The sequence below is a fragment of the Sulfitobacter sp. S223 genome (genome assembly GCF_025143825.1).
Classification (GTDB): Bacteria; Pseudomonadota; Alphaproteobacteria; order Rhodobacterales; family Rhodobacteraceae; genus Sulfitobacter.
Window position 1 is genome coordinate 114955 of record NZ_CP083560.1, and the last position, 23654, is coordinate 138608.

Sequence of the window (23654 nt, forward strand, 5' to 3'; positions counted from 1 at the left end):
TTAAGATGGGAACAGGCAGGAAGTAGCGTTAAACCTACTTAAGAAATCTTAAAGTTGTCGCCAAGGTATACGCGGCGCACATCACCGTCTTGCACCACTTCGTCCGGAGTGCCGGACATCAACACGCGGCCTTCGTGCAAGATATAGGCCCTATCGACAATCTCCAGCGTTTCCCGGACGTTATGATCCGTAATCAGTACGCCGATACCTCTTTTTTTGAGGTCAGAAACAAGGTGGCGGATATCCCCGACCGAAATAGGATCAACGCCCGCAAAGGGTTCGTCCAAAAGCAGATACTTGGGGTTCGCTGCCAGACAGCGGGCGATCTCGACGCGCCGCCGTTCTCCGCCCGAAAGGGCCATCGCCGGAGCACGCCTTAGGTGTTCGATGGAAAATTCACTAAGTAATTCATCCAGCCGCAGCATCTTTTTCCGGCGGTCCCGCTCGACAATATCAAGCACGGCAAGGATGTTATCCTGTACCGAAAGGCCACGGAAAATGCTCATTTCCTGCGGGAGGTATCCGATGCCAAGCTGTGCGCGGCGATACATCGGCAGCGTTGTTACGTCTTTACCATCAATTGTGACGGAACCGCTTTCCGCAGTTACAAGGCCCGCGATGGAGTAGAATGTGGTTGTTTTACCAGATCCGTTTGGTCCCAGTAGGGCGACAACTTCCCCACGCATCAGCTCCATCGAAAAATCGCGGATGACGACTTTCTTCCGGTAAGATTTTCGCAAATGCGAAATCCGAAGGCCGGCGTTGCCGTCTTGTACCGTTAGGTCAGGGGCGCTCATTCGTTTTTGCTACCGGTCTGCAAACTTGTCCGCACATTGCCGGACATCCGCGCAGTTCCATCCTCTAGTCTGATGGTCATGGTATCGGCGCTTAGCGCGCTGGCACCTTGGGCAAGCAGTACATTGCCGCTCATCACGATGGTGCCGTCATCAATACTGTAATCCGCGCGTTGCGCTTCAGCGGCATCTGGCCCCGACACAAGCGTAACGCCGCCGGTAGCCTCCAATTTGGCTATTCCATCCGCTGTGGCACGATAAACGACCAGCACACGCTGTGCAGATAGACGCATCTCGCCTTGTCCGATCACAACGTTTCCAGTGAATATCGCTGTGCCAGTTTCTTGGTCGACAGCAAGCTCATCCGAACTCACCTCCACCGGAAGGCTGGTGTCTTGTGCGATGGTGCCAAACGCGACGCTTGCGCCTTGCGCTGCGGCCTGCATTGAAAAGAGAGCTGAAAACAGCGCGATCAGCAGTAAACGAAGGCCCATAATTAGAAACACTTTCTTGCTCAGTTGGGGGTGTATACCAGCTTCACCCCGTCACTGAAAAGCATTTGCGTTGAATCGGTCGGATTTGGCTTGAACACCCGCATTTTCCCCGCAGTCAACTCACCCAATGGACCTGATGCGAGCACCTCTCCGTCGGTCGCAACATCAAGATCGGAAATCATCGCGGTGAGGCGCGCTGTGTTGATATGGTAACCGGTCGATGTGTCCATGATCACGTCACCATTCAGCACGGCGGTGTTCGCACCGATATCCAGTTCGGCCACATCTGCCTGCAGTTTGAATGTGGCTCCATCGACGGCTTCGAGGGTGGCTAACACATTTTCTGCACGGTTGCCCCCCACACGCCCGGGCAGCGTAACAAGTTTTTCGGCAGAGAATGACATCTGGTCACCACCGGTGGTGGCCCCTGAAAAGAATGGCCCGGTGATTTGCTGATCGCGCAGACGTTCCTGAATTTCGACGTCGGCAAACGGAATGGGAGTGTCTGTGTCCAGTGCCCGTGACAGCAGGAACAATGTAGATAGCAAGGCAAGTGCCGCCAACGGGAACGCCACCTTTAGCAGCGCAACCATGCGCGAATACCGGTCGCGCCTGATTCTGGGCGCTGAGGCGTCACGCATGGGCGAAAATATCTGTATCCGGCCAACCAGCCAGATCAAGCTGTGCGCGCATGGGCAGGAAATCATAGCAGGCTTGGGCCATTTCCATACGCCCCTCTCGCTCCAACATACCGTTCAGGACATCGCGCAGCCTGTGCAGATAAAGGACGTCGGAAGCAGCATAGTCGATTTGCGCTTTTGTCAGGGTGGGCGCACCCCAGTCGCTGGATTGCTGTTGCTTCGAGATGTCTACACTCAGAAGCTCTTGCAGAAGCTTGGCCAACCCGTGTCTGTCCGTATAGGTGCGGACCAACCGGCTGGCAATTTTCGTGCAATAGACGGGCGCTGCCACGGTGCCAAAAGCTTTAAACATCGCGGCAATGTCGAAGCGGCCGAAGTGAAACAGCTTAAGCACGTCTGGATCAGCCAGCAGGCGACACAGATTTGGCGCTTCTGTCTGGCCGCGTGCAATCTGGATCAGATGGGCATGCCCATCCCCAGACGAAAGCTGCACAACGCACAGCCTGTCGCGTTGCGGGTGCAGACCCATGGTTTCACAATCGATAGCGACGACCGGCCCAAGGTCCAGCCCGTCAGGGAGATCATTCTGGTATACTTTGTTTGTCATGGCTCGATCTATACAGGCAGGGAGAAGAAGGGGAAAGCGCGCCGCCGCTAGCTGGGCAGGATCTCGTCGGGCGATGGTCGCGGAAAGCTGTTTAGCAGCGTATCGACTAAAACGTGGCAACTGTGTCCCGGCCAGTCTTTTGGCAAAAGTGCACGGGGCAAGGTTGGGTGCCGCAGGACAATCCGGCGCCAGTTGTGAACGATTAAGCAGCGCAAAACTGTTGTCTGAAGCGCATCCAGAGTGCCGCTGTCCAGAGAAGTGCTGGCATGTTTCAGGATTGGCAGGAGGGCGCTGTATTCAGCTTCCAGCATCTGCGCGCCGATCTGTTCACGCAGCCAGTCCGGCGTTTGTCCGCCGCTTAGTACCAAAGCATTCTTTGGTGGGCGTGAAGCTGCGCTACCTAGAAAGACACGCGGCACCAAGGGTGCGAATCCTTGCTCGGCCATTTCCTCACGAGGGACCGTGCCGCTGTCTTCAAGCACAAGCAGCTGCCAGCCGGGTTCTTGCGCATTCGGGCTTGAGTAGATGCGCGCGCTTGCACGCAGTGTTTCTTGTCTGCTGGTTGGTGTAAGCGCGTGTCGTCGTGTTCGGCCCTGCTTTTGTGAAACAATCCACCCATCATTTCGCAGCCGGTGGAGGGCAACACGCACTGCTTCAGGCCGCACATCCATCTCTGTCATCACTGCCGACAAAACCGGCCCGTCGATAGAACTTCCATCGGCTTGAGCCAAGTCACCGAATAACGTTACCATTAAGGACCAGACACGCTGTCCGCCCAGCGTCAAAAGGGCTGTTTTGGTCTGATCGAAGGCGTCACTGGGCATCACGAAGGTCCGTTAAGTCTCATTGCGCTAACTATAGCGCTATACAGTCCCGACACCAGCCTGACGGTTTAGCGGCTGGATACGATAGCAACAGCTTTCGTGTGCTCATTTGGTTGTGAAAAACGCAGCTTCAGGCTTACCGCTGGGGTATGATTGCCCATCCATTGTTTTCATCGACCAGCCTTTCCGAAGAAACGCTTATGCAATCTCGGCCGCGATAAGGCTGACGAAGTCACCCATCTTCACGAGACCGGGCACATGTCGTGCGGTGAGGATACCGGAACGTAGGGCGCAACATTCCGTGGGCGCCACACCGGTTCGGTCGGCAGGCCAAACCCGTGCAACCGCTTGTCCTGTTGCCACCTGCTCTCCTAACTCAACAAGATATTCAATGATTCCCGACTGTTGAGAGAATAGAAAACAATTCCCATCCGGCATATCCAGCTGCTGGGTAGGGTCCAGGGACACCTCTCCGGTCATGATACCTGCGTGGATGAGCAGATTGCGAATGCCCTTGCGCGCAACGGCGACTGTTCGAGGCGTGGAGCTGCCCGCGCCGCCCAGTTCGGTGGTTACAAAGACCTTGCCCTGACTCTCAACCTCGGTGTCAAACATTCCGACGTTGTCAATTTCAAGCATCCGGACGGAGTAAGGTGCGTTGAAGGCTTGCATTGCGGCCATGCAAGCGGCCTCTTGGATCTTGTCATCAAGAATATGCGCGGCGGCGAAGGGCAGAAAATCCAAAGTGCGACCGCCCGAGTGGAAGTCGAGCACGATATCAGCCTGTGGAACCAAATTGGTGGCAATGTAGTGGCACAGCTTTTGGGTCACGGTCCCATCGGGGCGGCCCGGAAAGCTGCGGTTCATATTCGCCCCATCGATAGGGGAGCAGCGCAGGCCGGCAGAAAAGGCAGGTAGGTTCATCGCGGGCAGGATGATGACACGACCTGTGATATCTTCAGGTTTGAGCGCTAGAGCAAGCTCTTGCAGGGCAATCGGCCCCTCGTATTCGTCACCGTGATTGGCACCCGTCAGCAAGGCAGTTGGCCCAGCGCCATTCGAGATCACTGTGATCGGCACCATGACCGACCCCCATGCGCTGTCATCGCGGCTATGTGGTAGCTTGAGAAAGCCGTGGTGAACGCCGTCCGCATCCAGCGGGATTGTAGGGCTAATCGGGTTCCGGCTCATGCCTTCACCGAAAGCTTGCGCGGTGTTGTGCACAGGCACTCATGGCCCGTCTCGGTGATCAGAATAGGTTCAGTAATCTCTAGCCCGCCATCGTCCAGCCAAAGCGCGGGCATGAAATGGAATGTCATGCCGGGCTCCAAAATAGTTGTATCCCCACGACGGAAAGAGATCGTCCGTTCGCCCCAATCTGGTGGATAGCTTATCCCGATGGCATAGCCACAGCGCCCTTCCTTTTCGAATCCTGCATCGTTGAGCGTTTTGTTAAAGGCATTTGCGATGTCTTGGGCTTGATTGCCGGGTTTTGCATGCTCTAATCCGGCCTCCATGGCGTCCAGTACCGCGGCTTCGGCGTCCAGATACTTTTGCGGTGCGGCCCCTAAAAACAGAGTACGCGATTGCGGGCATTGATAACGCTTATGTGCGCCTGCGATCTCGAAAAATGTCGCCTCACCGGTTTTCATCGGCTTGTCGTCCCAAGTAAGGTGCGGTGCTGTGGCATCCATGCCAGAGGGTGCCATCGGTACAATCGCAGGGTAATCGCCCCAGTGCCCGTCGGCCCCCCGAATGGCAGTAGAATAGATTTCTGCCACCAGATCATTCTTGCGCATGCCCACTTCTGCTACATCAAGGATGCGCGCGTGCATGGTTTCTACAATCCTTGCAGCGCGGCGCATGTATTCGATCTCTTGCGCTGATTTGACAGCACGTTGCCAGTTCACAAGGCCGGTGGCATCCGAAAACTTGGCGCTGGGCAGTGCATTGGTCAGGCTCATGTGGGCGGCTGCGGTGTAATAGTAGTTGTCCAGCTCGACCCCGATGTGCGCCCCTTCCAGCCCATGTGCTGCCATAAGCTTGGCCAGTTCTTGCATCGGGTGCTTTTCAGGGTTCTGCACAAAGGTATCGTCATAGCCGCAAATACTGTCGGCATGCTCCATGAATACAGTAAGGCCTGCACCTACAGCATCCATCGCACGGCCCCACCAAACAGGCTCACCCTGCTGCGTGAGCAGGACACCCTGATGCACGTAGAAAGACCAACCATCGTACCCTGAAAGCCAGGACATGTTGGATGGATCGGTAACAAATATCGCATCAAGACCTGCGGCATCCATCGCTTTGCGTGTCTTTTCGATTCGGGTCAGGTATTCACCGGTGGTGAAATTTGGCGCTGGGTCATGCATGGGCTGTCTCCGGCTTTGGCGATGCGATAGGGTAAAGCTGGTTTGTTTTTCGGCTTTTGGCTAGCAACGTAAGCGGCATCTCTTGCCGCTTTCCGACACAAAAAGTCGCGTAGCAGGGTAGCGGATCGGGCACGGACCCCATACCACTGACGCAGGACTCTATTAGGAGAATGCGATGAACAAGCCGCTGACCAATGATGTGCTGAGCCAATGGGACCACGATCATTTCTTTCACCCCTCCACCCATCTGGGCCAGTTTGCCCGCCGTGAAATGGGGAACCGGATTATTCAAACGGCCAAAGGCGTGCACATTACTGATCGTGAAGGGCGCAGCCATCTGGATGCCTTTGCGGGACTTTATTGCGTGAACGTCGGCTACGGACAGACCGAAATTTCAGAAGCGATCGCCGCGCAAGCGCATGAATTGGCATATTACCATTCTTACGTTGGTCACGGCACAGAAGCGTCGATCACATTGTCACGCATGATCGCAGAACGCGCGCCCGAGGGCATGAACCATGTCTACTACGGGATGAGCGGTTCGGACGCGAACGAGACCAACGTCAAGCTGGTCTGGTACTACAACAATGTGCTGGGTCGTCCTCAGAAGAAAAAGATCATCTCGCGCTGGCGCGGGTATCACGGATCGGGTTTGGTGACAGGCTCGCTCACCGGGTTAGAGTTGTTCCACAAAAAGTTCGATCTGCCCCTTAGCCATGTGGTGCATACCGATGCGCCCTACTATTTCCGCCGTGCTGACCGCGACATGACAGAAGCCGCATTCAGCGCCGATTGCGCGGCAAAGCTAGAGGCGCTTATCCAGCGCGAAGGACCTGATACGATCGCCGCGTTTATCGGGGAACCTGTGTTGGGCACAGGCGGTATTGTTCCGCCACCAGAAGGGTATTGGGCTGCCATTCAGGCGGTGTTGGACAAATATGACATCCTGTTGATTGCGGATGAGGTTGTGACAGGTTTTGGCCGTCTGGGTACCATGATGGGATCTGAACACTACGGGATGAAACCCGACCTGATCACGATCGCCAAAGGTCTCACCTCGGCTTATGCGCCTTTGTCTGGCTCGATCGTGTCGGACCGGATGTGGAAAGTTCTTGAACAGGGAACGGACGAATTTGGTCCGATCGGCCACGGCTGGACGTACTCTGCGCATCCTATCGGTGCGGCGGCGGGTGTGGCCAATCTCAAACTGCTCGACAGTCTTGATCTCGTGAGCAACGCAGGCGCTGTCGGTGGGTACCTGAACGCAGCAATGCTTCAGGCGCTGGGCGACCATGTAAATGTCGGCGATGTGCGCGGCGAAGGGATGCTTTGCGCGGTCGAACTGGTGCGTGATCGCGATGACCGTGTCTTCTTTGACGCATCAGAGAAGGTCGGCCCCCGTATCGTTGCAGCAATGTTCGAACGTGGCGTGATTGCTCGTGCCATGCCGCAAGGCGATATCATTGGCTTTGCACCGCCTTTCCCGTTGACGCGGGAACAGGCTGATGAGGTTGTGGGCGTGACAAAAGCAGCTGTAGAAGAAGTGCTGGGCTAAACTATCGGGCGTAACCTTGAAGTTCGGTGAAAATTGGCGGCTGGCCCACTGGTCAGCCGCGCTGAATCCGCAGCCGGGCCAATACGCCTGTGGCGCCATCTTCAAAAGTGAGCGAACCACCGTGCAGGTTTGCGATGGTGGCAACGATGGTCAAGCCTAATCCATAGCCTTTGATCGTCTTGGTGTTATCGCCCCGTTGAAAAGGCGCCATCAACGCTTCTATGTCAGCGGCAAGATTATCTGACCCTTCATCTTCAACGACAATGGTCGCGGTTTCCGCGTCCGTCTCCAATGATACCGTCGCACGTCGCCCGTATTTGAGCGCGTTATCGATCAAATTGGTCAAGGCACGTTCCAGCGATATCGGGCGCCCGATGATTGTCACCTCTCTTTCGCCTGCCACCACGGTTTGACCCTGACGGGACATGAAAACGGAACTGGCCCCCTTCACGATCACGTCTTTTGCAGGTTGGAGGGACACAGCATGCCCCATGTCTTCGTAGTTTGAAACAATCGCATCCAAGAGAGATGTCAGGGAAATTTTGCGGGGGCTTTCGACGTTCATTTCCGCGCGCGTGTACGTCAGGACGCTTTCGATCATATCCGTCATGCTATCGATGTCGGCCTCTAGTTTTCCGCGCAGGGTCGGGTCTTTGATCAAAGCTGCCCTTAGGCGTAGCCGTGTCGCAGGCGTGCCCAGATCGTGACTGACGCCTGATAGTACCGCAGCGCGCCCTTCAAGCTGCGCACGCTCTGTCTCAAGATATGAGTTTACAGAAGCGACGATGTCTTGCAGTTCTTGCGGGCCCTGAATGTCATAGCTCGCGGGGCCACCAACGCGCCTCCGGTTGCGCAGCTGCGTTGCAAAAAGAGTGAACTCCGATGACAGGTTGAGAGAGATCGTCATCACAGTTGCAATAACGATAGCGGTCAAAAGGACGGCCAGCAGGCGCCTGTCGGATGGTGCCGCATCACATCCCCAAACGCTTGCACCATCTATCCGCATCCACGGCGCATCGCCAAAGCGCGCAAGTACAAGAGGATCACTGCAATAGGAAGCAAGCAGCCGAAAGACATTTCCGGTCTTATCTGCCGCTGTTTGACCTTCTTCGACGGTCAGTTCAGCAAGGCTGTACACCAGATCAGGAGACAGGATTACGAGCGCGAGAGGCGCGTCTGACTGTGGATTCGCAGTGTCTGCGGAAATTGGAATGTTGGTTTCTCGGGCGGCACGGGGCGCGCCGGTTACCTGCTGGAAATCCCCTGTGGTGGCCAAGACCTGATCTTGCTCTGACAGAACTTCGAACTGAACGCCTTGAGGGGGCAGGGCATTGTCCTTCAGGGCCCTATGGACCGCAGTGCCTGTTATGTAGGCTTCGCTTTGGTATTGGCGCCAGTCGAAGTTCGACTTTGCCCATAGCCAGACAACAATACCGCCGGCGATGAAGGCGCTGATCACCAAGATACTGGTCAGCCCCCACAGGCTACGCAAGGGATTGGTCAAGACATGACCGCCTCGACATCCGTAGCAAGGACATATCCGACGCCGCGCTCTGTCTTCAGAAGTTTCGGGTCTTTCGGGTTTGTTTCTATCTTGCTGCGAAGGCGACCGATCAAGACATCAATAGACCTGCCTACAGCGTCGCCGGTTTGCGGGGCTTCGCCAGTGACGTCCAAAGCAGAGGCAATTTCTTCGCGGGTAAGTGGGATATGCGGGTTGGCGATTAGGACCTGAAGCAATGCTGTCTCACGCCGTGAAAGTGCTACTTGGACTTGGTTGGGTGAAATTACCTCTTCGCGCTTTGCGTCATAGGTCCAGCCAGCGAACTGGAACACCTTTGTGTGTCGACGGTGGATAAGCGACGATGACCTGCGCGCACGTGCCAGAACCGCCTTCACCCGTACCAAGAGAAGTTCAGGGTTGAACGGTTTGGCCACGTAATCATCTGCGCCAACAAGGTAACCTTCCATGCGCTGATGGTCGGCTGAAAGGGCCGATACCATGATAATCGGGATGTCCTGCTCATCGCGCAGACGGCTGCAAATTTCCAAACCGTTCTCATCGCCCAACATGACATCGAGCAAGATAAGATCGACGCGCCCGTTCTCAAGATGCGCGCGCACTTCACTTTCGGTCGCTGCAGGCAGGGCAATGGCCCCGTTCTGCTGGAAGAACTGGGTCATCATCTGGCGGACTTCTTTGTCGTCATCGACGATGAGTATTCTGGGAATCGCCACTTAGATACCTCCCTTGTAAATCTCCCGATGCGGCGCGCTTCACACTTCTTACGTAATAACAGGCAGCAAAATCGATGCCTTTGTAACAACCTGTAACGGTCACGTCATTTATTTCATCTTGGGGCGGATTTGGCCGCGTTGCATCCATTGCGTAGTTGCGAAAGCTTCTGCACTCTTACTCGATCGAAGCCGCTTAAAACGGCATTTTCTGGGAGGAATTCGAAATGAAATCGTATATTACTGGCGCGGTGTCCGGCATCGCATTGTTGGTTGCAGGCGCAGTTCAGGCAGAGCCACAGGTAGAAGTTCTGCATTATTGGACATCCGGCGGCGAAGCCAAATCCGTGGCTGTTCTGCAGCAAGAGTTCGCAGATAACGGCGGCACCTGGACAGACATGCCTGTTGCTGGCGGTGGGGGCGATGCTGCAATGACAGCTCTGCGCGCCCGTGTTCTTGCAGGCAACGCGCCCACGGCTGTCCAGTTGAAAGGCCCTGCCATTCAGGAATGGTATGACGAAGGCGTGCTGGCTGATATTTCCGCTGTTGCAGACGCAAACGGGTGGGCAGATGTTCTGCCGGAATCAATCGCCAACCACATGAAGTGTGAAGGTACATGGTGTGCCGCACCCGTAAACGTCCACCGCGTTGACTGGATCTGGGCAAACGCCGAAGTCCTGAAAGCCAACGGCATCGAAATGCCGACAACGTGGGACGAATTCAATGCGGCGGCGGAAAAACTGTCTGCGGCAGGGATTATCCCGCTCGCGCACGGTGGTCAGTCATGGCAGGACGCAACAGTGTTCGAAGCAGTGGCGCTGGGCATTCTGGGGCCAGACGGCTTCCGCAAAGCCTTTGTCGATCTCGACAAAGAGACGCTGACGTCCGACGGTATGGTCAAGGTTTTCGACCAGATGCGTTTGATGCGCGGCTATGTTGATCCCAATTTCTCCGGTCGTGACTGGAATCTGGCAACAGCGATGGTCATGAACGGCGAAGCAGCCTTTCAGATCATGGGTGACTGGGCCAAGGGTGAGTTTATGGCGGCAGGTAAAGTTCCGGGCGAGGACTTCTTGTGTATGTCCACACCGGGTGACGGGTTCCTGTATAACGTAGACAGCTTTGCGATGTTCGCGGTTGATGGCGATGACAAGAAGCAGGGTCAGGACCTTCTGGCGAAGCTTGTCGTGGGTAAGAACTTTCAGGAAGTGTTCAATCTGAACAAAGGCTCTATTCCAGCCCGTACAGATGTAGCGCTTGATAAATTCGACAGCTGCGCGACGCTGTCGTCAGACGACATGGCGGCAAGCTCTTCCAACGGCTCTTTGCTGCCAAGCTATGCCCACGGGATGGCGCTGCGCGGTGCGCAGGCCGGTGCGATCACAGATGTTGTGACAGCACACTTTAACTCTGACTTGTCCTCCGAGGATGCAGTGCAGCAGTTGGCAACAGCAGTCGCCAACAGCATGTAAATGCCCAACTCTGCCCCCTCCATGTGATGGGGGCAGAACCTCCTATTAGGGACTGATACCATGACCAAGTGGCTTGAAGATAATATGCCCAAAATGGTTCTGGCGCCTTCGTTCATTGCGATCCTGATTTTCGTCTATGGCTTCATTGCGTGGACGGCCTGGGTTTCATTGACGCGGTCGCGCCTGCTGCCAAAATACGAAATCGAAGGCTTCATCCAGTATGAACGCCTGTTTGCATCGCCGCGCTGGGATACCGCATTCGGGAACCTGTTTGTTTTTGGCATCCTGTTTATCGTCATTGCGATGGTTCTAGGGCTGGTTTTGGCTATTCTACTGGATCAGAACATCCGGACCGAAGGGGCGCTGCGCACGATCTATCTTTATCCAATGGCCCTTTCGATGATTGTCACAGGGACAGCATGGAAGTGGATTCTGAACCCCGGTCTGGGGTTGGAAGCGACAGTTCGCGGTTGGGGTTTTGAAGACTTTACCTTTGATTGGCTGATCAACCCCGACATGGCAATCTATGCGATTGTTATCGCGGCGATCTGGCAAAGCAGTGGGTTTGTGATGGCGCTTTTTCTTGCGGGCCTGCGGTCTGTGGATGGTGAGATCATCAAAGCGGCGCAAGTCGATGGTATTCCCACATGGCGCGTCTATACGGCCATTATTATTCCTTCGATGGCTCCGATATTTCTGTCTGCCTTCATCGTGCTTTCCCATCTTGCAATCAAAAGCTTTGATCTGGTCATTGCGTTGACTGGTGGCGGGCCGGGCTATGCGACGGATCTGCCGGCAACTTACATGTATGCCATGGCGTTTTCGCGCGGGGATATTGGTCAGGCGGCAAGCTCTGCGATGGTCATGATGATGGTGGTTTTCACGATTGTGGTTCCGTACCTCTATTCAGAATTGAGGTCCAAAGATGGCTAATTCTTCAACACACTCAGGCATGGGTCAAAATCAGGTTGGTAAACAGGCACTCCGCTGGGGGCTGTACCTTATGCTTGGCGTGTTTGCGATCTTCTACCTGATGCCGCTATTTGTGATGGTGATGACCTCACTCAAAAGCCTTGATGAAATTCGTACCGGTGATCTGATCTCACTGCCGCGGGCAGTAACTCTGGATGCGTGGCGTACTGCGTGGTCCGGTGCCTGTACCGGAATCCAGTGCGAGGGCATGCGGCCCTACTTCTGGAACTCTGTCCTGATCGCTATTCCCGGGGTGCTGATCTCAACCTTGTTAGGGGCAATGAACGGCTATGTGATTTCGCAGTGGAATTTCCGTGGCGCGAATATCATCTTTTCGCTGATGCTGTTCGGTTGCTTCATTCCGTTTCAGGTGGTTCTGCTGCCTATGGCACGGGTTCTTGGCATGATGGGAATCGCAGGAACAATCCCTGGTTTGATCTTCGTGCACGTGATCTACGGTCTTGGCTTCACGACGCTGTTTTTCCGGAATTACTATGTCACGATCCCGTCTGAACTGACCAAAGCGGCCAAGGTAGACGGCGCTGGTTTCTTCCGCATCTTCTGGTCCATTTTCCTGCCGCTTTCTATCCCGATCATCGTGGTGACGGTCATCTGGCAGTTCACACAAATCTGGAATGACTTCCTGTTTGGGGTGTCCTTTAGTCAAGCAGGCACACAGCCCGTCACTGTGGCGCTCAACAATATCGTAAATTCGACCACAGGCGTTAAGGAATACAACGTGGATATGGCCGCAGCGATCATCGCAGCGCTTCCGACCCTCTTTGTCTATGTCGTTGCTGGTAAATACTTTGTCCGGGGTCTGACCGCCGGCTCCGTGAAAGGATAACTCACATGTCTCCGATCCTTGAAATAAATAATCTCTATAAAAGCTACGGCAATACGGAGATCCTGAAAGACGTGAATGTCTCGATTGAGCAGGGTGATTTCCTCGTGCTTGTCGGGCCGTCAGGGTGCGGTAAATCCACGCTGCTGAACTGCATCGCAGGGCTGGAGCCGATCACCGGCGGCGATTTGCACATCGACGGGCGCAACATGACAAATGTCAGCCCGAAAGACCGTGATATCGCGATGGTTTTCCAATCCTACGCACTCTATCCGACCATGACAGTGGCAAAGAACATCACTTTTGGGATGAAAGTTCGGGGCGTCGATCAGGCGACCCAAGATGAAAAGCTGTCCTATGTCGCGCAGCAATTGCAAATCGAACCGCTGCTAAAGCGTAAGCCCGGCCAATTGTCGGGCGGTCAGCGTCAGCGCGTAGCGATGGGGCGCGCACTTGTGCGCGATCCAAAGCTGTTTCTTTTTGACGAACCGCTGTCCAACCTTGACGCCAAGCTGCGCGTGGAGATGCGCACAGAGCTTAAGGCGCTGCACCAGCGGCTTGATGCGTCAATGGTTTATGTGACCCATGACCAAATCGAAGCGATGACACTTGCCACCAAAATCGTTGTGATGAAGGGCGGTGTGATCCAGCAGATGGGAACACCTGCAGAAATCTATAACCGCCCTGCCAATCTTTTTGTCGCCGACTTCATGGGAAGCCCCGCGATGAACCTTATTCCAGCCAAGACCCGTACGAAGGGCGATGAGGTTCAAATCGAAATCACCCGCCAGAACAAAGAGCCGATCATTCTGACCGACACTAAAAATCGCGATCTGCCGCAGGATGTTATCATTGGTGTGCGTCCGGAACATATTGGCGACGTGAATGGCCAGAACGAAGATATGCAAGCAGCCGAGTGTCTTATTGATATTGTGGAGCCAGCCGGTGCTGATACTTTTGCCGTTATGCAGCTTGGCGGTAAGCACGTTACCGCACGTCTGTCATCGGACACCAACGCAACCGCCGGTGTAGCGCAAAAGCTGGCATTTGACCTGGCGAAGGTCTCCTACTTCTCGCCTGATACTGGTCTGCGGTTGAACTAGGAAATGCGACTGGTAGCAGATATTGGCGGTACGAATTCGCGCTTGGCGCTTAGCCTGTCAGGTACGATTCAGACGGCAACGATAAAGACCTACGCCAACAAGGAGTGGGATAGTCTTTATGCGATCATAGCTGATTATCTATCGCGTGACGGAATTGTTGCGCCCAATGAACTGGTCGTTGCAGTGGCAGGTCCGGTCCAGGGTAATCGTGCGGCACTGACAAATCGGGATTGGGAGGTTGAAACTGGCAGACTGAAGGAAGTCTCCGGAGTCACTTCGGCCGGACTGCTAAATGATCTCTCTGCATTGGGGTATGCAGTGCCGCATCTGGCGGCAGATCAGTTGCGGGTGGTGAGCGCGGACAAGCCAAAGATAAGCGGACCCGCTCAGTCGCTGGTCGTTGGGATTGGCACGGGGTTCAATGTCAGTCCTGTTTTTGAGCACGCAGGCTCTGTCCTTTGTCCTGCAGTCGAAGCCGGTCACTTGTCGATGCCAAGTAGCATCACTTTGCTGCTTCAGGACCTGGGGTTTGCGCCTGACCGGTTTTCTACGATTGAGGCGCTCTTTTCCGGTCGCGGTTTCATCTCGTTTTGCAGCAGCCTCACAGGTGATCGGGCGCTGGAAGGAACGACAATCGTCTCAGCTTATGGTATTCCGTCTGAAGCAAAGCTTACAGCTGCAGTCGATCAGTATGCGGCTCTTCTAGGGCATCTGCTTCGGGATCTGACGTTGGCTTATATGCCGTCTGCCGGAATCTATTTTGCGGGCAGTGTCGCGCGGGCGATCATGACAATGGCGCCCGCCGTGTGCATTGATGTCCTTCGGCAGCCATTCAACATTCAAACGGTAAATGATGCGCCCGTCTGGATGATACAGGATGATCTGGCGGCGTTGTCAGGCTGCGCGCAGTTTGAGATTTTCTAGTCCGGTCGTGGCCAAATTGAGAGATCGCGGTAGAGACCAATTCACATATGCATCTGCGTGGGGTGGTCATATCTGTTCTAGGCAGGAGATAGCTGAATGAAACGCTCAACCATAAATGCAATTATGGCTGAGGCCGGTGACCTTATTTGCAAATACGGGTTTGTTTTGCCGCCCTTCGCTTTTTGGACGCCTGACGATTTCGTTTCACGAAAGGAAATGGCCCGCAATGTGATCGATGCGCGGTGCGGTTGGGATATCACAGACTATGGCGCCGGTGATTATGACAAGACAGGCTTGTTCCTGTTCACCTTGCGGAATGGCCGATTGGCCGACCTGAAGCGTGGTGGCGGGATGTGCTATGCTGAAAAGCTGCTGATCTCCCGTCAGGATCAGCTTAGTCCGATGCATACCCATGCGATTAAAGCCGAAGACATCATCAACCGCGGTGGTGCGACATTGATGGTTGAGCTTTATGGTTCCGATGATCAGGGCCGCTTTGCCGAGGACAGGGGCGGCACGGTTCTGTGTGACGGCATCCCGCGCGATTTCACCCCTGGTGAAAAATTGCGCCTCGCTCCGGGTGAAAGCGTGACGCTGATGCCGGGCGACTGGCATGCGTTCTGGGGAGAGGGTGGTGATGTATTGATAGGTGAAGTTTCGACTGTGAATGATGACGAGACTGACAACATCTTCCGCGAACCCATCGGTCGTTTCGCGACAATCGAAGAGGATGTTGCGCCAACCCATCTTCTGGTCAGTGACTACGCGCGTTGGCTTGCCTGAACCATGCCGCCAGCCTTGGCTTTTGGATAGTGGTTTCATCAGAACAAAACATACGCAGTTTGCCCCACCTGCAATCGTTTAAGTCGTGTTTGACGATTTAGAATGGAACATGGCTGGCGTTTAAGAGTTTGACACACTTAGTATTCGTTAATCAGGTGGCGGGCTGCTATATCCGGCGCGTCCGCCCCTGAACTATTAAATAGAAAGCCTGCATATAATGGATTTGGCTGCTCTCCTAAAGGAGTTCATCATCCTCTTGGTCGTCATCGACCCTGTGGGTACTATCCCTGTTTTTCTATTTGCTGTGCAAACGGTCCCTCAGCATCTGCATCGCCGCTTTGCTCTAAAAGCCGTTGCGATATCGGCGATCGTGCTGCTTGCGTTTCTTGTAGGGGGCCAACTACTGCTAGAGACCTTGGGTCTGCGGTTGGGATCGTTTCAGATCGCCGGCGGGGTGATCCTTTTCATTTTTGCCATGACTATGATCTTCGGCGACTCCAAACCATCGCGTGAGATCGAGGAAGCTGAGCGAGATCATCTTGCGGGTGCTGTGTTCCCGCTTGCCATGCCGTCAATCGCATCACCTGGTGCAATGTTGGCCATTGTTATCCTGACTGACAATCACACGGAATCTATTGCAGATCAGGCCATCACTGCGGGGCTTTTGTTGGTCGTTCTTCTGCTAACATTGGCCGCGCTTTTGGCCGCTAGCTATGTTCACAGGGTTATCGGTAATACCGGAGCCAGCGTCATCAGTCGCGTCATGGGCATTGTTCTTGCCACGATTGCTGTTGATTCAGTCGTTGGAGGGTTAGAGGCGCTGGGGTTGCTTGATGTTGTGCCAACAGCTGTTGAAACGCCGCTTGGTTAGACAGCGGAGGCCTGTGGTATAGACAGGGCCGCACGGCTGTACCGAAGGTACGCGTGTCCCTAATTTGCTGATATTATCAGGGTTTTCTTCAGTAGTTGTTTTACGTTTCCGAGCCGAAGATAAGCTTGCTGTATTTTGCCATGTAAATCCGAAGCCAAGGCGTGAATATTTCAGGCGTGGCTGCGATTTCTGCGTGAAGATCATCCAGTGTGATCCAGCGGATTTCCATGACCTCGTCGGGGTTCTGACGGATCATTACATCTGCGTCGGTTTCTACAACGAAAATTTCCACAACTTCATGCTCGGTTAACCCGTTGCCCACGTCCGCGCGATATTCGACTTGGCCGCGGTGTTCTACATGGACGTTGGTAATGCCCAACTCTTCGGCAAGACGACGTACCGCGCAATCGGCGTCCGGTTCATTCCATTCGGGATGCGTGCAACAGGTGTTCGCCCAAAGGCCGGGCGTATGGTATTTCCCCAAAGCACGACGCTGGATCAGCAAAGAGCCACCTGCCATTAGAAAGACTGAAACAGCCTTGTGGCGCAATCCGCGGACATGCGCATCAAGCTTTTCGACAGGCTGCATTTCTCCGTCAATCCAGGCTGGAATCATGATCGCGGTCATCGTGTCTCCGTCAAGTAGGGGATTAATCCCGCGTTTTCGTACCAGCCATTTCAGATGCGTAGGGTTCTTAGCGCCAATACCGCACTGTGCCAAGTGTTCCGCTTTTATGCATTTGGCATTCATACCCGTGTTTTAAGAAATTTTGCCCTTCACCGTCCGCCGGCGTTTGAGTTGCCTCAGTTTGACGCAGGTGTCCTTCGGCACCTTGGTCTTCCTTGGAAACTATGCGAGGTTCCTCTATCAGACCTTTACCTGAAAGGCCTACGGGCTAGGTAAGGTAAAGAACTTTTAGGAGGACTACCGTGAAACTACTCGCAGTCACAGCAATGGGTATGGCGCTGTTCAGCGCGCCCGTTTTCGCAGACGGCCATGCATCAGGTGATGCTGAGGCCGGTGAAAAGGTATTCAACAAGTGTAAAGCTTGCCACATGATTCAGGATGCTGATGGTAATGATATCGTCAAAGGTGGCCGTACCGGGCCCAACCTTTATGGCATTTACACTCGCACTGCGGGTTCCGCAGACTTCAAATATGGCGATTCCCTCGTGGAGGCTGGCGAAGCTGGGTTGGCATGGGATGAAGAAGCGTTCATCGGCTATGTCGCTGACCCCAAGAAATACCTCGCCGAATATAACGACGACAAGCGCGCAAAATCCAAGATGTCTTTCAAGCTGAGAAAAGCGGACGAAGCAGCTGATGTTTGGGCCTACCTTGTTTCTGTCGGCCCGGAGGTGAAGCCGGAAGGCTAAGCTTGCGATCCGGTTGAATTGAAATGGCGGTCCTTAGCAGGGCCGCCATTTTCGTTTTGGCCTACGGAGGGAAGAGGCGGCATCGCGCAAGTAACTATAACGCTCGCGCACGGGGGGCGTGGGCGAGCGTTCATTGTTCAGTCTTCGAAAACGGCCATACCCAGCCATTCAGCGATAAGGGCTGGTGTTTTCTCACCCTCGATCTCGATGGTCAAAAGGTTCTCTCGCAGCATATTTACTGGACCTTTGGGCGTCACTTTTTGCAGCATGAAGCGCCCGCGCAGGCGCGAACCAGCGAGTACTGGTTTCAGGAACCGCAATTTGTTCATGCCATAGTTGATGCCCATCACCTGACCGGGCAGCATGTTAAAGCAATCATAGGCAAATCGGCTGGCAAGAGAGAGCGTGAGGAAGCCGTGCGCAATGGAGCCACCAAAAGGTGTTTCCGCCGCTGCGCGTTCCGGATCGACGTGAATCCACTGTTCATCGCGCGTGGTCTTTGCGAATTCGTCGATCATTGCCTGATCAACGGTGATCCAGTTTGAAACTCCAACTTCTGTACCGATGAGCTTTTCAGCTTCGGCAAAGGCTGTATCGCGTGCTGACATGGGAATCTCCTTATGATGGATCAGCGGACACACGCACCATGCGCTTGCCCTTGTTGTCGCCGTTGAGAAGCCCGATCAGCGCGGATGGCGCATTCTCAAGACCTTCAACGATGTCTTCTGTTACTTTCAGTTGGCCACGTTCCATCATGCCCTGCATAGCGCGGATGGCCTTTGCGTCGTTATGGGCGAAATCCATCACGATAAATCCCTCCATCCGCAAACGCTTTACCACGATTGCGCCGGGCAAATTGCGCGGACCGGTTGGTGACGTGCTTTGATATTGGCTGATGGCACCGCAGCAAACGACACGGCCGCGCTCATTCATCAGGTTAAGCGCAGTCTCAAGAATCTCACCACCAACGTTGTCGAAATACACGTCTACCCCTTCAGGGCAGGCGGTGCGTAGGGCCTTGAACAGCCCGTCGGCGCGGTAATCGATACAAGCGTCAAAGCCGAACTGCTCCATCACCCAGTCGCATTTCTCTTGCCCGCCAGCGATTCCGACAACGCGACAGCCGAGTGACTTGGCGATTTGACCTACATAACCGCCAACCGAACCAGCAGCCGCAGATACCAGAACAGTCTCACCCGGTTGGGGCTGACCAACGGAGATCAGGCCGTGATAGGCTGTCTTGCCTGCAATCCCGAAGACCGACATCAGATTTGAAAGCTGCGGCACTTTTGGTAGCTTGGTGACTTTGTGCGCGGGCGCGGTCACATAGTCAGACCATGTCGCTTCTGCCGATACTATGTCACCGACGGCAATTTTGGTAGAGTTGGACTCCGTGACTTCGCAAATAGCATAGGTTGGCATCGCATCGCCTGCCTTTACCGCCGCGCGGTAGGTCGCGCCCTGCATCCAAGACCGATTGGCCGCATCTATGGACATGAGGATAACGCGCAGCAGGACCTCTCCTTCGCCAGGCGTGGGCATAGCGGTTTCGGTCAGTTTGAAGTTTTCCGGCGTCAGTTCGCCTTTTGGTAATTCGGCAACGACGATTTGGCGATTTGTCATACTGGGTTCCTTGAGGCTAGTGTGTTGGAAACGTGAAGGGATATTTGATGAGTAGCGAAGCACGACAGCACAGGTTCACCCCGCCGCAAGGGGCTACGGACATTTTGTTGATACGGCATGGTGAAACTCAGGCTGCGGTCCGTGGGCAAAGTTTTCCGATGGTAGACGGCCAAGGCGATCCGCCGTTGCGGCCCGAAGGTGAGGCGCAGGCCCATGCCGTTGCTGCACGGCTGAAGCTTGAAGCGATTGACGCGATCTATGTGACCACCATGCAGCGGACCCATCAGACCGCTGCGCCGTTGGCGACCGCTTTGGGCATCACGCCACTTGTCGAGCCTGATCTGCGAGAAGTCTTTTTGGGTGACTGGGATGGTGGTGAATTCCGCTTTCGCGCGGCCGAGAATGATCCGGCGATCCTGCGTGCGCGTGAAAAAGAGTGTTGGGGCGAGCTTCCGGGGGCGGAGACATTTATTGCCCTGCAATCGCGTGTCGTGCGCGGTCTGCGGCGCATTGCCACCGCGCATCCCGACCAGTTGGTCGCGGTGGTCGTGCACGGAGGCGTTGTCGGCGCAGCTTTGGCCGCTGCGACAGGTTCGCGTAATTTCGGATTTAACGGTGCCGATAACGGGTCCATCAGCCGCGTTGTGATCCATGGCGAACAAATGATCCTGCGGGGGTTCAATGACGTGGCGCACCTTTAGGGCGCGCCACGTGTGTATGATGGCATCACAGGGCATGAGAGCCTAGTCGACGTCCAATACGACTTTGCCCAACACCTTGCGGTCCATCATCAGGTTCAACGCATCGGCGGCTTTCTCAAGCGGGAAACGCGCCGAGATGCGCGGCTTGATCTTTCCGTCCTTATACATGGCGAACAGTTCGGCCATGTTTTCAGCATGCATTTCCGGCTCGCGGAGGGTGTGTGCGCCCCAGAACACGCCAACAATCTGCGTGCCTTTCAGCAGCGTCAGGTTAAGCGGAATTTTCGGGATACCGGCAGGGAAACCCACCACAAGGAAGCGGCCTTTCCAAGCAAGCGCGCGGACGGCTGGTTCGGCGTAAGCACCGCCAACGGCGTCATAGACAACGTCCACGCCGTCCCCGCCTGCAAGTTCTTTGATCTTGGCTGAAAATGCCTTTTGCGCGTCCCGATCGTCCATGTCACGGGTGTAGATCAGCGTCTCATCCGCGCCCAGTTCACGGCAGAACTGCGCTTTTTCCTCGGATGATACGGCGGCAATTACACGCGCACCTGCCGCTTTGCCCAACTCAATCGCGGCAGCACCAACACCACCAGCGGCCCCGAGAATCAAAAGCGATTCGCCGGGCTGGATTTCAGCGCGATTTTTCAGCGCATGATGGGAAGTTCCATAGGTCAGAACCAAACATGACGCTTCGTCAAACGGCATCGCGTCAGGGATTTTCATGACCCGCGCCGCGTCGATACACAGATGAGTCGCGAAGCCGCCAAAGCCGGACATAGCCAGCACACGATCACCAACAGCGAGCCCTTCAACACCCTCGCCCAGCGCTTCGATCTCGCCCGCGATTTCCCCACCAGGCGCGAAAGGGCGCGGTGGTTTCATTTGGTACATATCCTTGATAATCAGGGTATCTGGGAAGTTAAGGCCCGCAGCGCGGACGCGTATGCGCACCTGCTTTTTCTTCGGTTCTGGTGCTTCCATCTCGGTCAGCTTCAGTGTTTCCGGCCCGCCGGGCTCGTGGCTTAGCATCGCTTTCATCTCGGGTTCTCCTCCATCTCATTTGGCCTGTAATGGGCCTGTGCAACTCATGCTTGTCAATCGAATTTCGAAATGCAATTCTGCTGTGCGGAATGGCGGCCCGCAAGAGGCCGCATGCGTTAACCGGGAGGAAGATGGATGGCTGAGGCATTGTCTGCGGAAGATTTCCGCATGGAGCTGCGCGGCTGGCTGGAGGCAAACTGCCCCGCCGAAATGCGCGATGGTGGCATGAAAGAAGATGGCATTTGCTGGGGTGGCAAGGATTGGGTTTTTACCTCTGACGCGCAAAAGCAGTGGTTAGAGCGTTGCGCCGCAAAAGGCTATACTGTTCCGACATGGCCCGTTGAATACGGCGGCGCGGGTCTGTCCCGCGATCAGGAAAAGATTTTCCATTCTGAAATGGACCGGATCAACGCTCGTAATCCCCTTCAAAGCTTTGGCATCTGGATGCTTGGCCCCGCGCTGCTGCACTTTGGCAGTCACGAACAAAAGCTGGAATATTTGCCACCTATCGCACGCGGCGAAGTCCGTTGGTGTCAGGGGTATTCAGAGCCGGGCGCGGGTTCCGATCTGGCAAACGTACAAACGCACGGCGCAGATATGGGTGACCACTGGCTGGTAAACGGTCAGAAAATCTGGACTTCCTATGCTGACAAAGCGGATCAGATTTTTGCGTTAGTCCGCACGGACCGCGATGCGCCCAAGCATAAAGGCATTTCCTTTCTGCTGATTGATATGGATGACGCAGGCGTAGAGACGCGACCGATCAAGATGATCTCGGGTATTTCACCGTTCTGTGAGACGTTCTTTACCGATGTAAAAGTGCCAAAGCATCGCATTGTAGGTGAAGAAAACCGCGGCTGGGACGTGGCCAAATATCTGCTAACGCACGAGCGCGAGATGATCTCGGGTGGTGGTGCAGGATTGTCTGGTGGCGGACGCGCTTTGGGTGCTGTGCTGACTGATACGCTTGAGGTGCTGGATACCACATTGCGTGCTGATGCCATGCGCTGCGAAATTGACGCGTTGACGATTGGTCTCACGCTTGAGCGGTATAAGGACCAAGCGGAGGCTGGGCAGGGCGCTGGCGATGCGTCGGCCATGCTGAAATATATGGGCACCGAATTGAATAAGCAGCGTCATGAATTGATGATGACAGCGGGCGGTTCGGCTGCCTTGGAATGGGATGGTGATGTTGGCAATCGCGCAGGCGACTGGCTGCGCACCAAGGCAAACTCGATTGAGGGAGGCACCTCCGAGGTGATGCTTTCCATCGTGTCACGACGTGTATTGGGATTACCGGCATGAGCAAACTTGTACTGAGCGAAGAAGAAACCATGCTGGCCGATATGGCGCGGGGTTTTCTGGATGGCGCTGCCCCCGTTTCTGCATTCCGCAAAATGCGCGATGCTGGTGAAACCCACGATGCCAAATTGTGGAAAGAGATGGCCGGGATGGGCTGGGCCGGAGTTCTGGTGCCTGAAGATGCTGGCGGCTCTGATATGGGTTTTGCGGCGGCGAATGTGCTGGCGCAGGAAATGGGTAAGACGCTTGTCGTTTCGCCGTTTTTAAGCACGGCTGTAATGGCAGCAACCGCGCTGCGTCAGGTCAGCGATGAACGCGCCAAGGCGGCGCTGGCCAAGATCGCAAGTGGCGATGTTACCTACGCTTTGGCGGTGGATGAAGGGGTCAAGCACGACCCTGATGCAACAACGCTTGAAGCTAAAGCAGATGGAAATGGCTTCCGCCTGACGGGCAAGAAGACTTTCGTTGTGGATGGCGCGATGGCTGACCGATTGCTCGTTCTGGCGCGTACTGCCGATGGGCTGACGTTGTTTGATATCCCTGCAGACCGCGCGGGCATCACACGCAGCAAATCGAACATGATCGACGCGCGCGATGCGGCAAAAATCGACTTTGATAATGTCGAGGCGACCGGTGAGGATGTTCTGGGTCAGGTTGATTCGGCCATGACCATTCTTAAGCCGGCCTTGCAGGCAGGTCAGGCAGCGTTGGCCGCAGAAATGACGGGCCTTGCTGCGGGTGCCTTTGACATGACAGTCGGCTACCTCAAAGAGCGTAAGCAATTCGGAATTGAGATTGGTCGCTTTCAGGCGCTTCAACATCGCGCCGCGCATCTGTGGTGTGAGACCGAAGTGACCGCATCGGCGATTTTAAACGCTGGTCGTATGCTGGATAACGATCCTGAGAACGCCGAACTCGCTGTTTCGTTGGCCAAGGCCAAAGCGACATCCACCGCGACCTTGGCGGTGCAGGAGGGTGTGCAGATGCATGGCGGTATTGGTATGACCGATGCTTATGACATGGGTTTTTATATGAAACGTGCACGCGTTGGGGCGGAATGGCTGGGTGATTACAGCTATCACGCCGAAAAAGTCGCGGCACTGAGAGGATTCTGAA

25 protein-coding genes are annotated in these 23654 nt (G+C 55.0%); 12 read left to right on the plus strand and 13 right to left on the minus strand.

What is annotated here, in order from left to right; translation table 11 throughout:
• Window positions 1–38: 38 nt before the first annotated feature.
• The 7 genes from lptB to doeA all read right to left on the minus strand — a co-directional run bounded on the left by lptB (window position 39) and on the right by doeA (window position 5732).
• Window positions 39–797, minus strand: a complete 759-nt coding sequence (lptB, locus tag K3757_RS00545) for an LPS export ABC transporter ATP-binding protein (protein WP_259998260.1) — start codon at window positions 795–797, stop codon at window positions 39–41.
• The gene (locus tag K3757_RS00550; RefSeq protein WP_259998262.1) at window positions 794–1288 is read right to left on the minus strand and encodes an LptA/OstA family protein; all 495 of its coding nucleotides are present in this window, start codon (window positions 1286–1288) and stop codon (window positions 794–796) included. Before K3757_RS00550 ends, lptB begins: the two co-directional genes overlap by 4 nt.
• Window positions 1289–1308: 20 nt before the next feature.
• On the minus strand, window positions 1309–1881 hold the full coding sequence (lptC, locus tag K3757_RS00555; RefSeq protein WP_259998264.1) for an LPS export ABC transporter periplasmic protein LptC: 573 nt from the start codon (window positions 1879–1881) through the stop codon (window positions 1309–1311).
• 40 nt (window positions 1882–1921) lie between these two features.
• A complete protein-coding gene (locus K3757_RS00560; protein WP_259998266.1) occupies window positions 1922–2536 on the minus strand; it encodes a ribonuclease D in 615 nt (204 codons plus the stop codon).
• A gap of 47 nt (window positions 2537–2583) precedes the next feature.
• Window positions 2584–3360 carry a PaaX family transcriptional regulator C-terminal domain-containing protein gene (locus K3757_RS00565; protein WP_259998268.1) on the minus strand — a complete coding sequence of 259 codons (777 nt, stop codon included), beginning with the start codon at window positions 3358–3360 and terminating at the stop codon, window positions 2584–2586.
• Window positions 3361–3558: 198 nt separating this feature from the next.
• Window positions 3559–4551: a N(2)-acetyl-L-2,4-diaminobutanoate deacetylase DoeB gene (gene doeB / locus K3757_RS00570; protein ID WP_259998270.1), complete on the minus strand. Its 993-nt coding sequence runs from the start codon at window positions 4549–4551 to the stop codon at window positions 3559–3561.
• Window positions 4548–5732, minus strand: coding sequence for an ectoine hydrolase DoeA (gene doeA / locus K3757_RS00575; RefSeq protein WP_259998272.1), 1185 nt, complete (start codon window positions 5730–5732; stop codon window positions 4548–4550). Before doeA ends, doeB begins: the two co-directional genes overlap by 4 nt.
• Window positions 5733–5907: 175 nt before the next feature.
• Between doeA and K3757_RS00580 the strand changes: the two genes are divergently transcribed.
• Window positions 5908–7287 carry an aspartate aminotransferase family protein gene (locus K3757_RS00580; RefSeq protein ID WP_259998274.1) on the plus strand — a complete coding sequence of 460 codons (1380 nt, stop codon included), beginning with the start codon at window positions 5908–5910 and terminating at the stop codon, window positions 7285–7287.
• A 52-nt stretch (window positions 7288–7339) separates the two neighbouring features.
• On the opposite strand, the gene K3757_RS00585 is transcribed toward K3757_RS00580, so the two are convergent.
• Window positions 7340–8791 carry a HAMP domain-containing sensor histidine kinase gene (locus K3757_RS00585; RefSeq protein WP_259998308.1) on the minus strand — a complete coding sequence of 484 codons (1452 nt, stop codon included), beginning with the start codon at window positions 8789–8791 and terminating at the stop codon, window positions 7340–7342.
• The gene (locus K3757_RS00590; protein WP_259998309.1) at window positions 8788–9525 is read right to left on the minus strand and encodes a response regulator transcription factor; all 738 of its coding nucleotides are present in this window, start codon (window positions 9523–9525) and stop codon (window positions 8788–8790) included. Before K3757_RS00590 ends, K3757_RS00585 begins: the two co-directional genes overlap by 4 nt.
• Before the next feature lie 224 nt (window positions 9526–9749).
• On the opposite strand from K3757_RS00590, the gene K3757_RS00595 reads away from it, so the two are divergent.
• The 7 genes from K3757_RS00595 (at window position 9750) to K3757_RS00625 (ending at window position 16491) form a co-directional block, all read left to right on the plus strand.
• Entirely contained in the window at window positions 9750–10994 is a 1245-nt protein-coding gene (locus tag K3757_RS00595) for an ABC transporter substrate-binding protein (protein ID WP_259998310.1), read from the plus strand.
• Window positions 10995–11054: 60 nt separating this feature from the next.
• Window positions 11055–11927, plus strand: coding sequence for a carbohydrate ABC transporter permease (locus K3757_RS00600; protein WP_259998311.1), 873 nt, complete (start codon window positions 11055–11057; stop codon window positions 11925–11927).
• A complete protein-coding gene (locus K3757_RS00605) occupies window positions 11920–12813 on the plus strand; it encodes a carbohydrate ABC transporter permease (RefSeq protein WP_259998312.1) in 894 nt (297 codons plus the stop codon). The genes K3757_RS00600 and K3757_RS00605 overlap by 8 nt, the downstream gene beginning before the upstream one ends.
• Window positions 12814–12818: 5 nt before the next feature.
• A complete protein-coding gene (locus tag K3757_RS00610) occupies window positions 12819–13913 on the plus strand; it encodes an ABC transporter ATP-binding protein (protein ID WP_259998313.1) in 1095 nt (364 codons plus the stop codon).
• 3 nt (window positions 13914–13916) lie between these two features.
• Window positions 13917–14837 carry a glucokinase gene (locus K3757_RS00615; RefSeq protein WP_259998314.1) on the plus strand — a complete coding sequence of 307 codons (921 nt, stop codon included), beginning with the start codon at window positions 13917–13919 and terminating at the stop codon, window positions 14835–14837.
• Window positions 14838–14933: 96 nt separating this feature from the next.
• A complete protein-coding gene (locus K3757_RS00620) occupies window positions 14934–15620 on the plus strand; it encodes a D-lyxose/D-mannose family sugar isomerase (protein ID WP_259998315.1) in 687 nt (228 codons plus the stop codon).
• Between the two features lie 217 nt (window positions 15621–15837).
• Window positions 15838–16491, plus strand: coding sequence for a MarC family protein (locus K3757_RS00625; protein WP_259998316.1), 654 nt, complete (start codon window positions 15838–15840; stop codon window positions 16489–16491).
• Window positions 16492–16591: 100 nt separating this feature from the next.
• On the opposite strand, the gene idi is transcribed toward K3757_RS00625, so the two are convergent.
• Window positions 16592–17119 (minus strand): isopentenyl-diphosphate Delta-isomerase, encoded by a 528-nt coding sequence (gene idi / locus K3757_RS00630; protein WP_259998317.1) that lies wholly within the window; start codon window positions 17117–17119, stop codon window positions 16592–16594.
• Window positions 17120–17445: 326 nt separating this feature from the next.
• Between idi and K3757_RS00635 the strand changes: the two genes are divergently transcribed.
• Window positions 17446–17868, plus strand: a complete 423-nt coding sequence (locus tag K3757_RS00635; protein WP_260001326.1) for a cytochrome c family protein — start codon at window positions 17446–17448, stop codon at window positions 17866–17868.
• A 137-nt stretch (window positions 17869–18005) separates the two neighbouring features.
• On the opposite strand, the gene K3757_RS00640 is transcribed toward K3757_RS00635, so the two are convergent.
• Both K3757_RS00640 and K3757_RS00645 read right to left on the minus strand, forming a co-directional pair.
• Complete coding sequence (locus K3757_RS00640) at window positions 18006–18476, minus strand: MaoC family dehydratase (RefSeq protein ID WP_259998318.1); 471 nt, start codon at window positions 18474–18476, stop codon at window positions 18006–18008.
• Between the two features lie 10 nt (window positions 18477–18486).
• Window positions 18487–19491, minus strand: a complete 1005-nt coding sequence (locus tag K3757_RS00645) for an NADP-dependent oxidoreductase (protein WP_259998319.1) — start codon at window positions 19489–19491, stop codon at window positions 18487–18489.
• 47 nt (window positions 19492–19538) lie between these two features.
• Between K3757_RS00645 and K3757_RS00650 the strand changes: the two genes are divergently transcribed.
• Window positions 19539–20192, plus strand: a complete 654-nt coding sequence (locus tag K3757_RS00650; RefSeq protein ID WP_259998320.1) for a histidine phosphatase family protein — start codon at window positions 19539–19541, stop codon at window positions 20190–20192.
• A gap of 42 nt (window positions 20193–20234) precedes the next feature.
• Here K3757_RS00650 and K3757_RS00655 read toward each other — a convergent pair whose 3' ends face one another.
• A complete protein-coding gene (locus K3757_RS00655) occupies window positions 20235–21233 on the minus strand; it encodes an NADPH:quinone oxidoreductase family protein (RefSeq protein WP_259998321.1) in 999 nt (332 codons plus the stop codon).
• Between the two features lie 138 nt (window positions 21234–21371).
• Between K3757_RS00655 and K3757_RS00660 the strand changes: the two genes are divergently transcribed.
• Both K3757_RS00660 and K3757_RS00665 read left to right on the plus strand, forming a co-directional pair.
• Entirely contained in the window at window positions 21372–22541 is a 1170-nt protein-coding gene (locus tag K3757_RS00660) for an acyl-CoA dehydrogenase family protein (protein WP_259998322.1), read from the plus strand.
• Window positions 22538–23653 (plus strand): acyl-CoA dehydrogenase family protein, encoded by a 1116-nt coding sequence (locus K3757_RS00665; protein ID WP_259998323.1) that lies wholly within the window; start codon window positions 22538–22540, stop codon window positions 23651–23653. Before K3757_RS00660 ends, K3757_RS00665 begins: the two co-directional genes overlap by 4 nt.
• The last annotated feature ends 1 nt before the right edge of the window (window position 23654 follow it).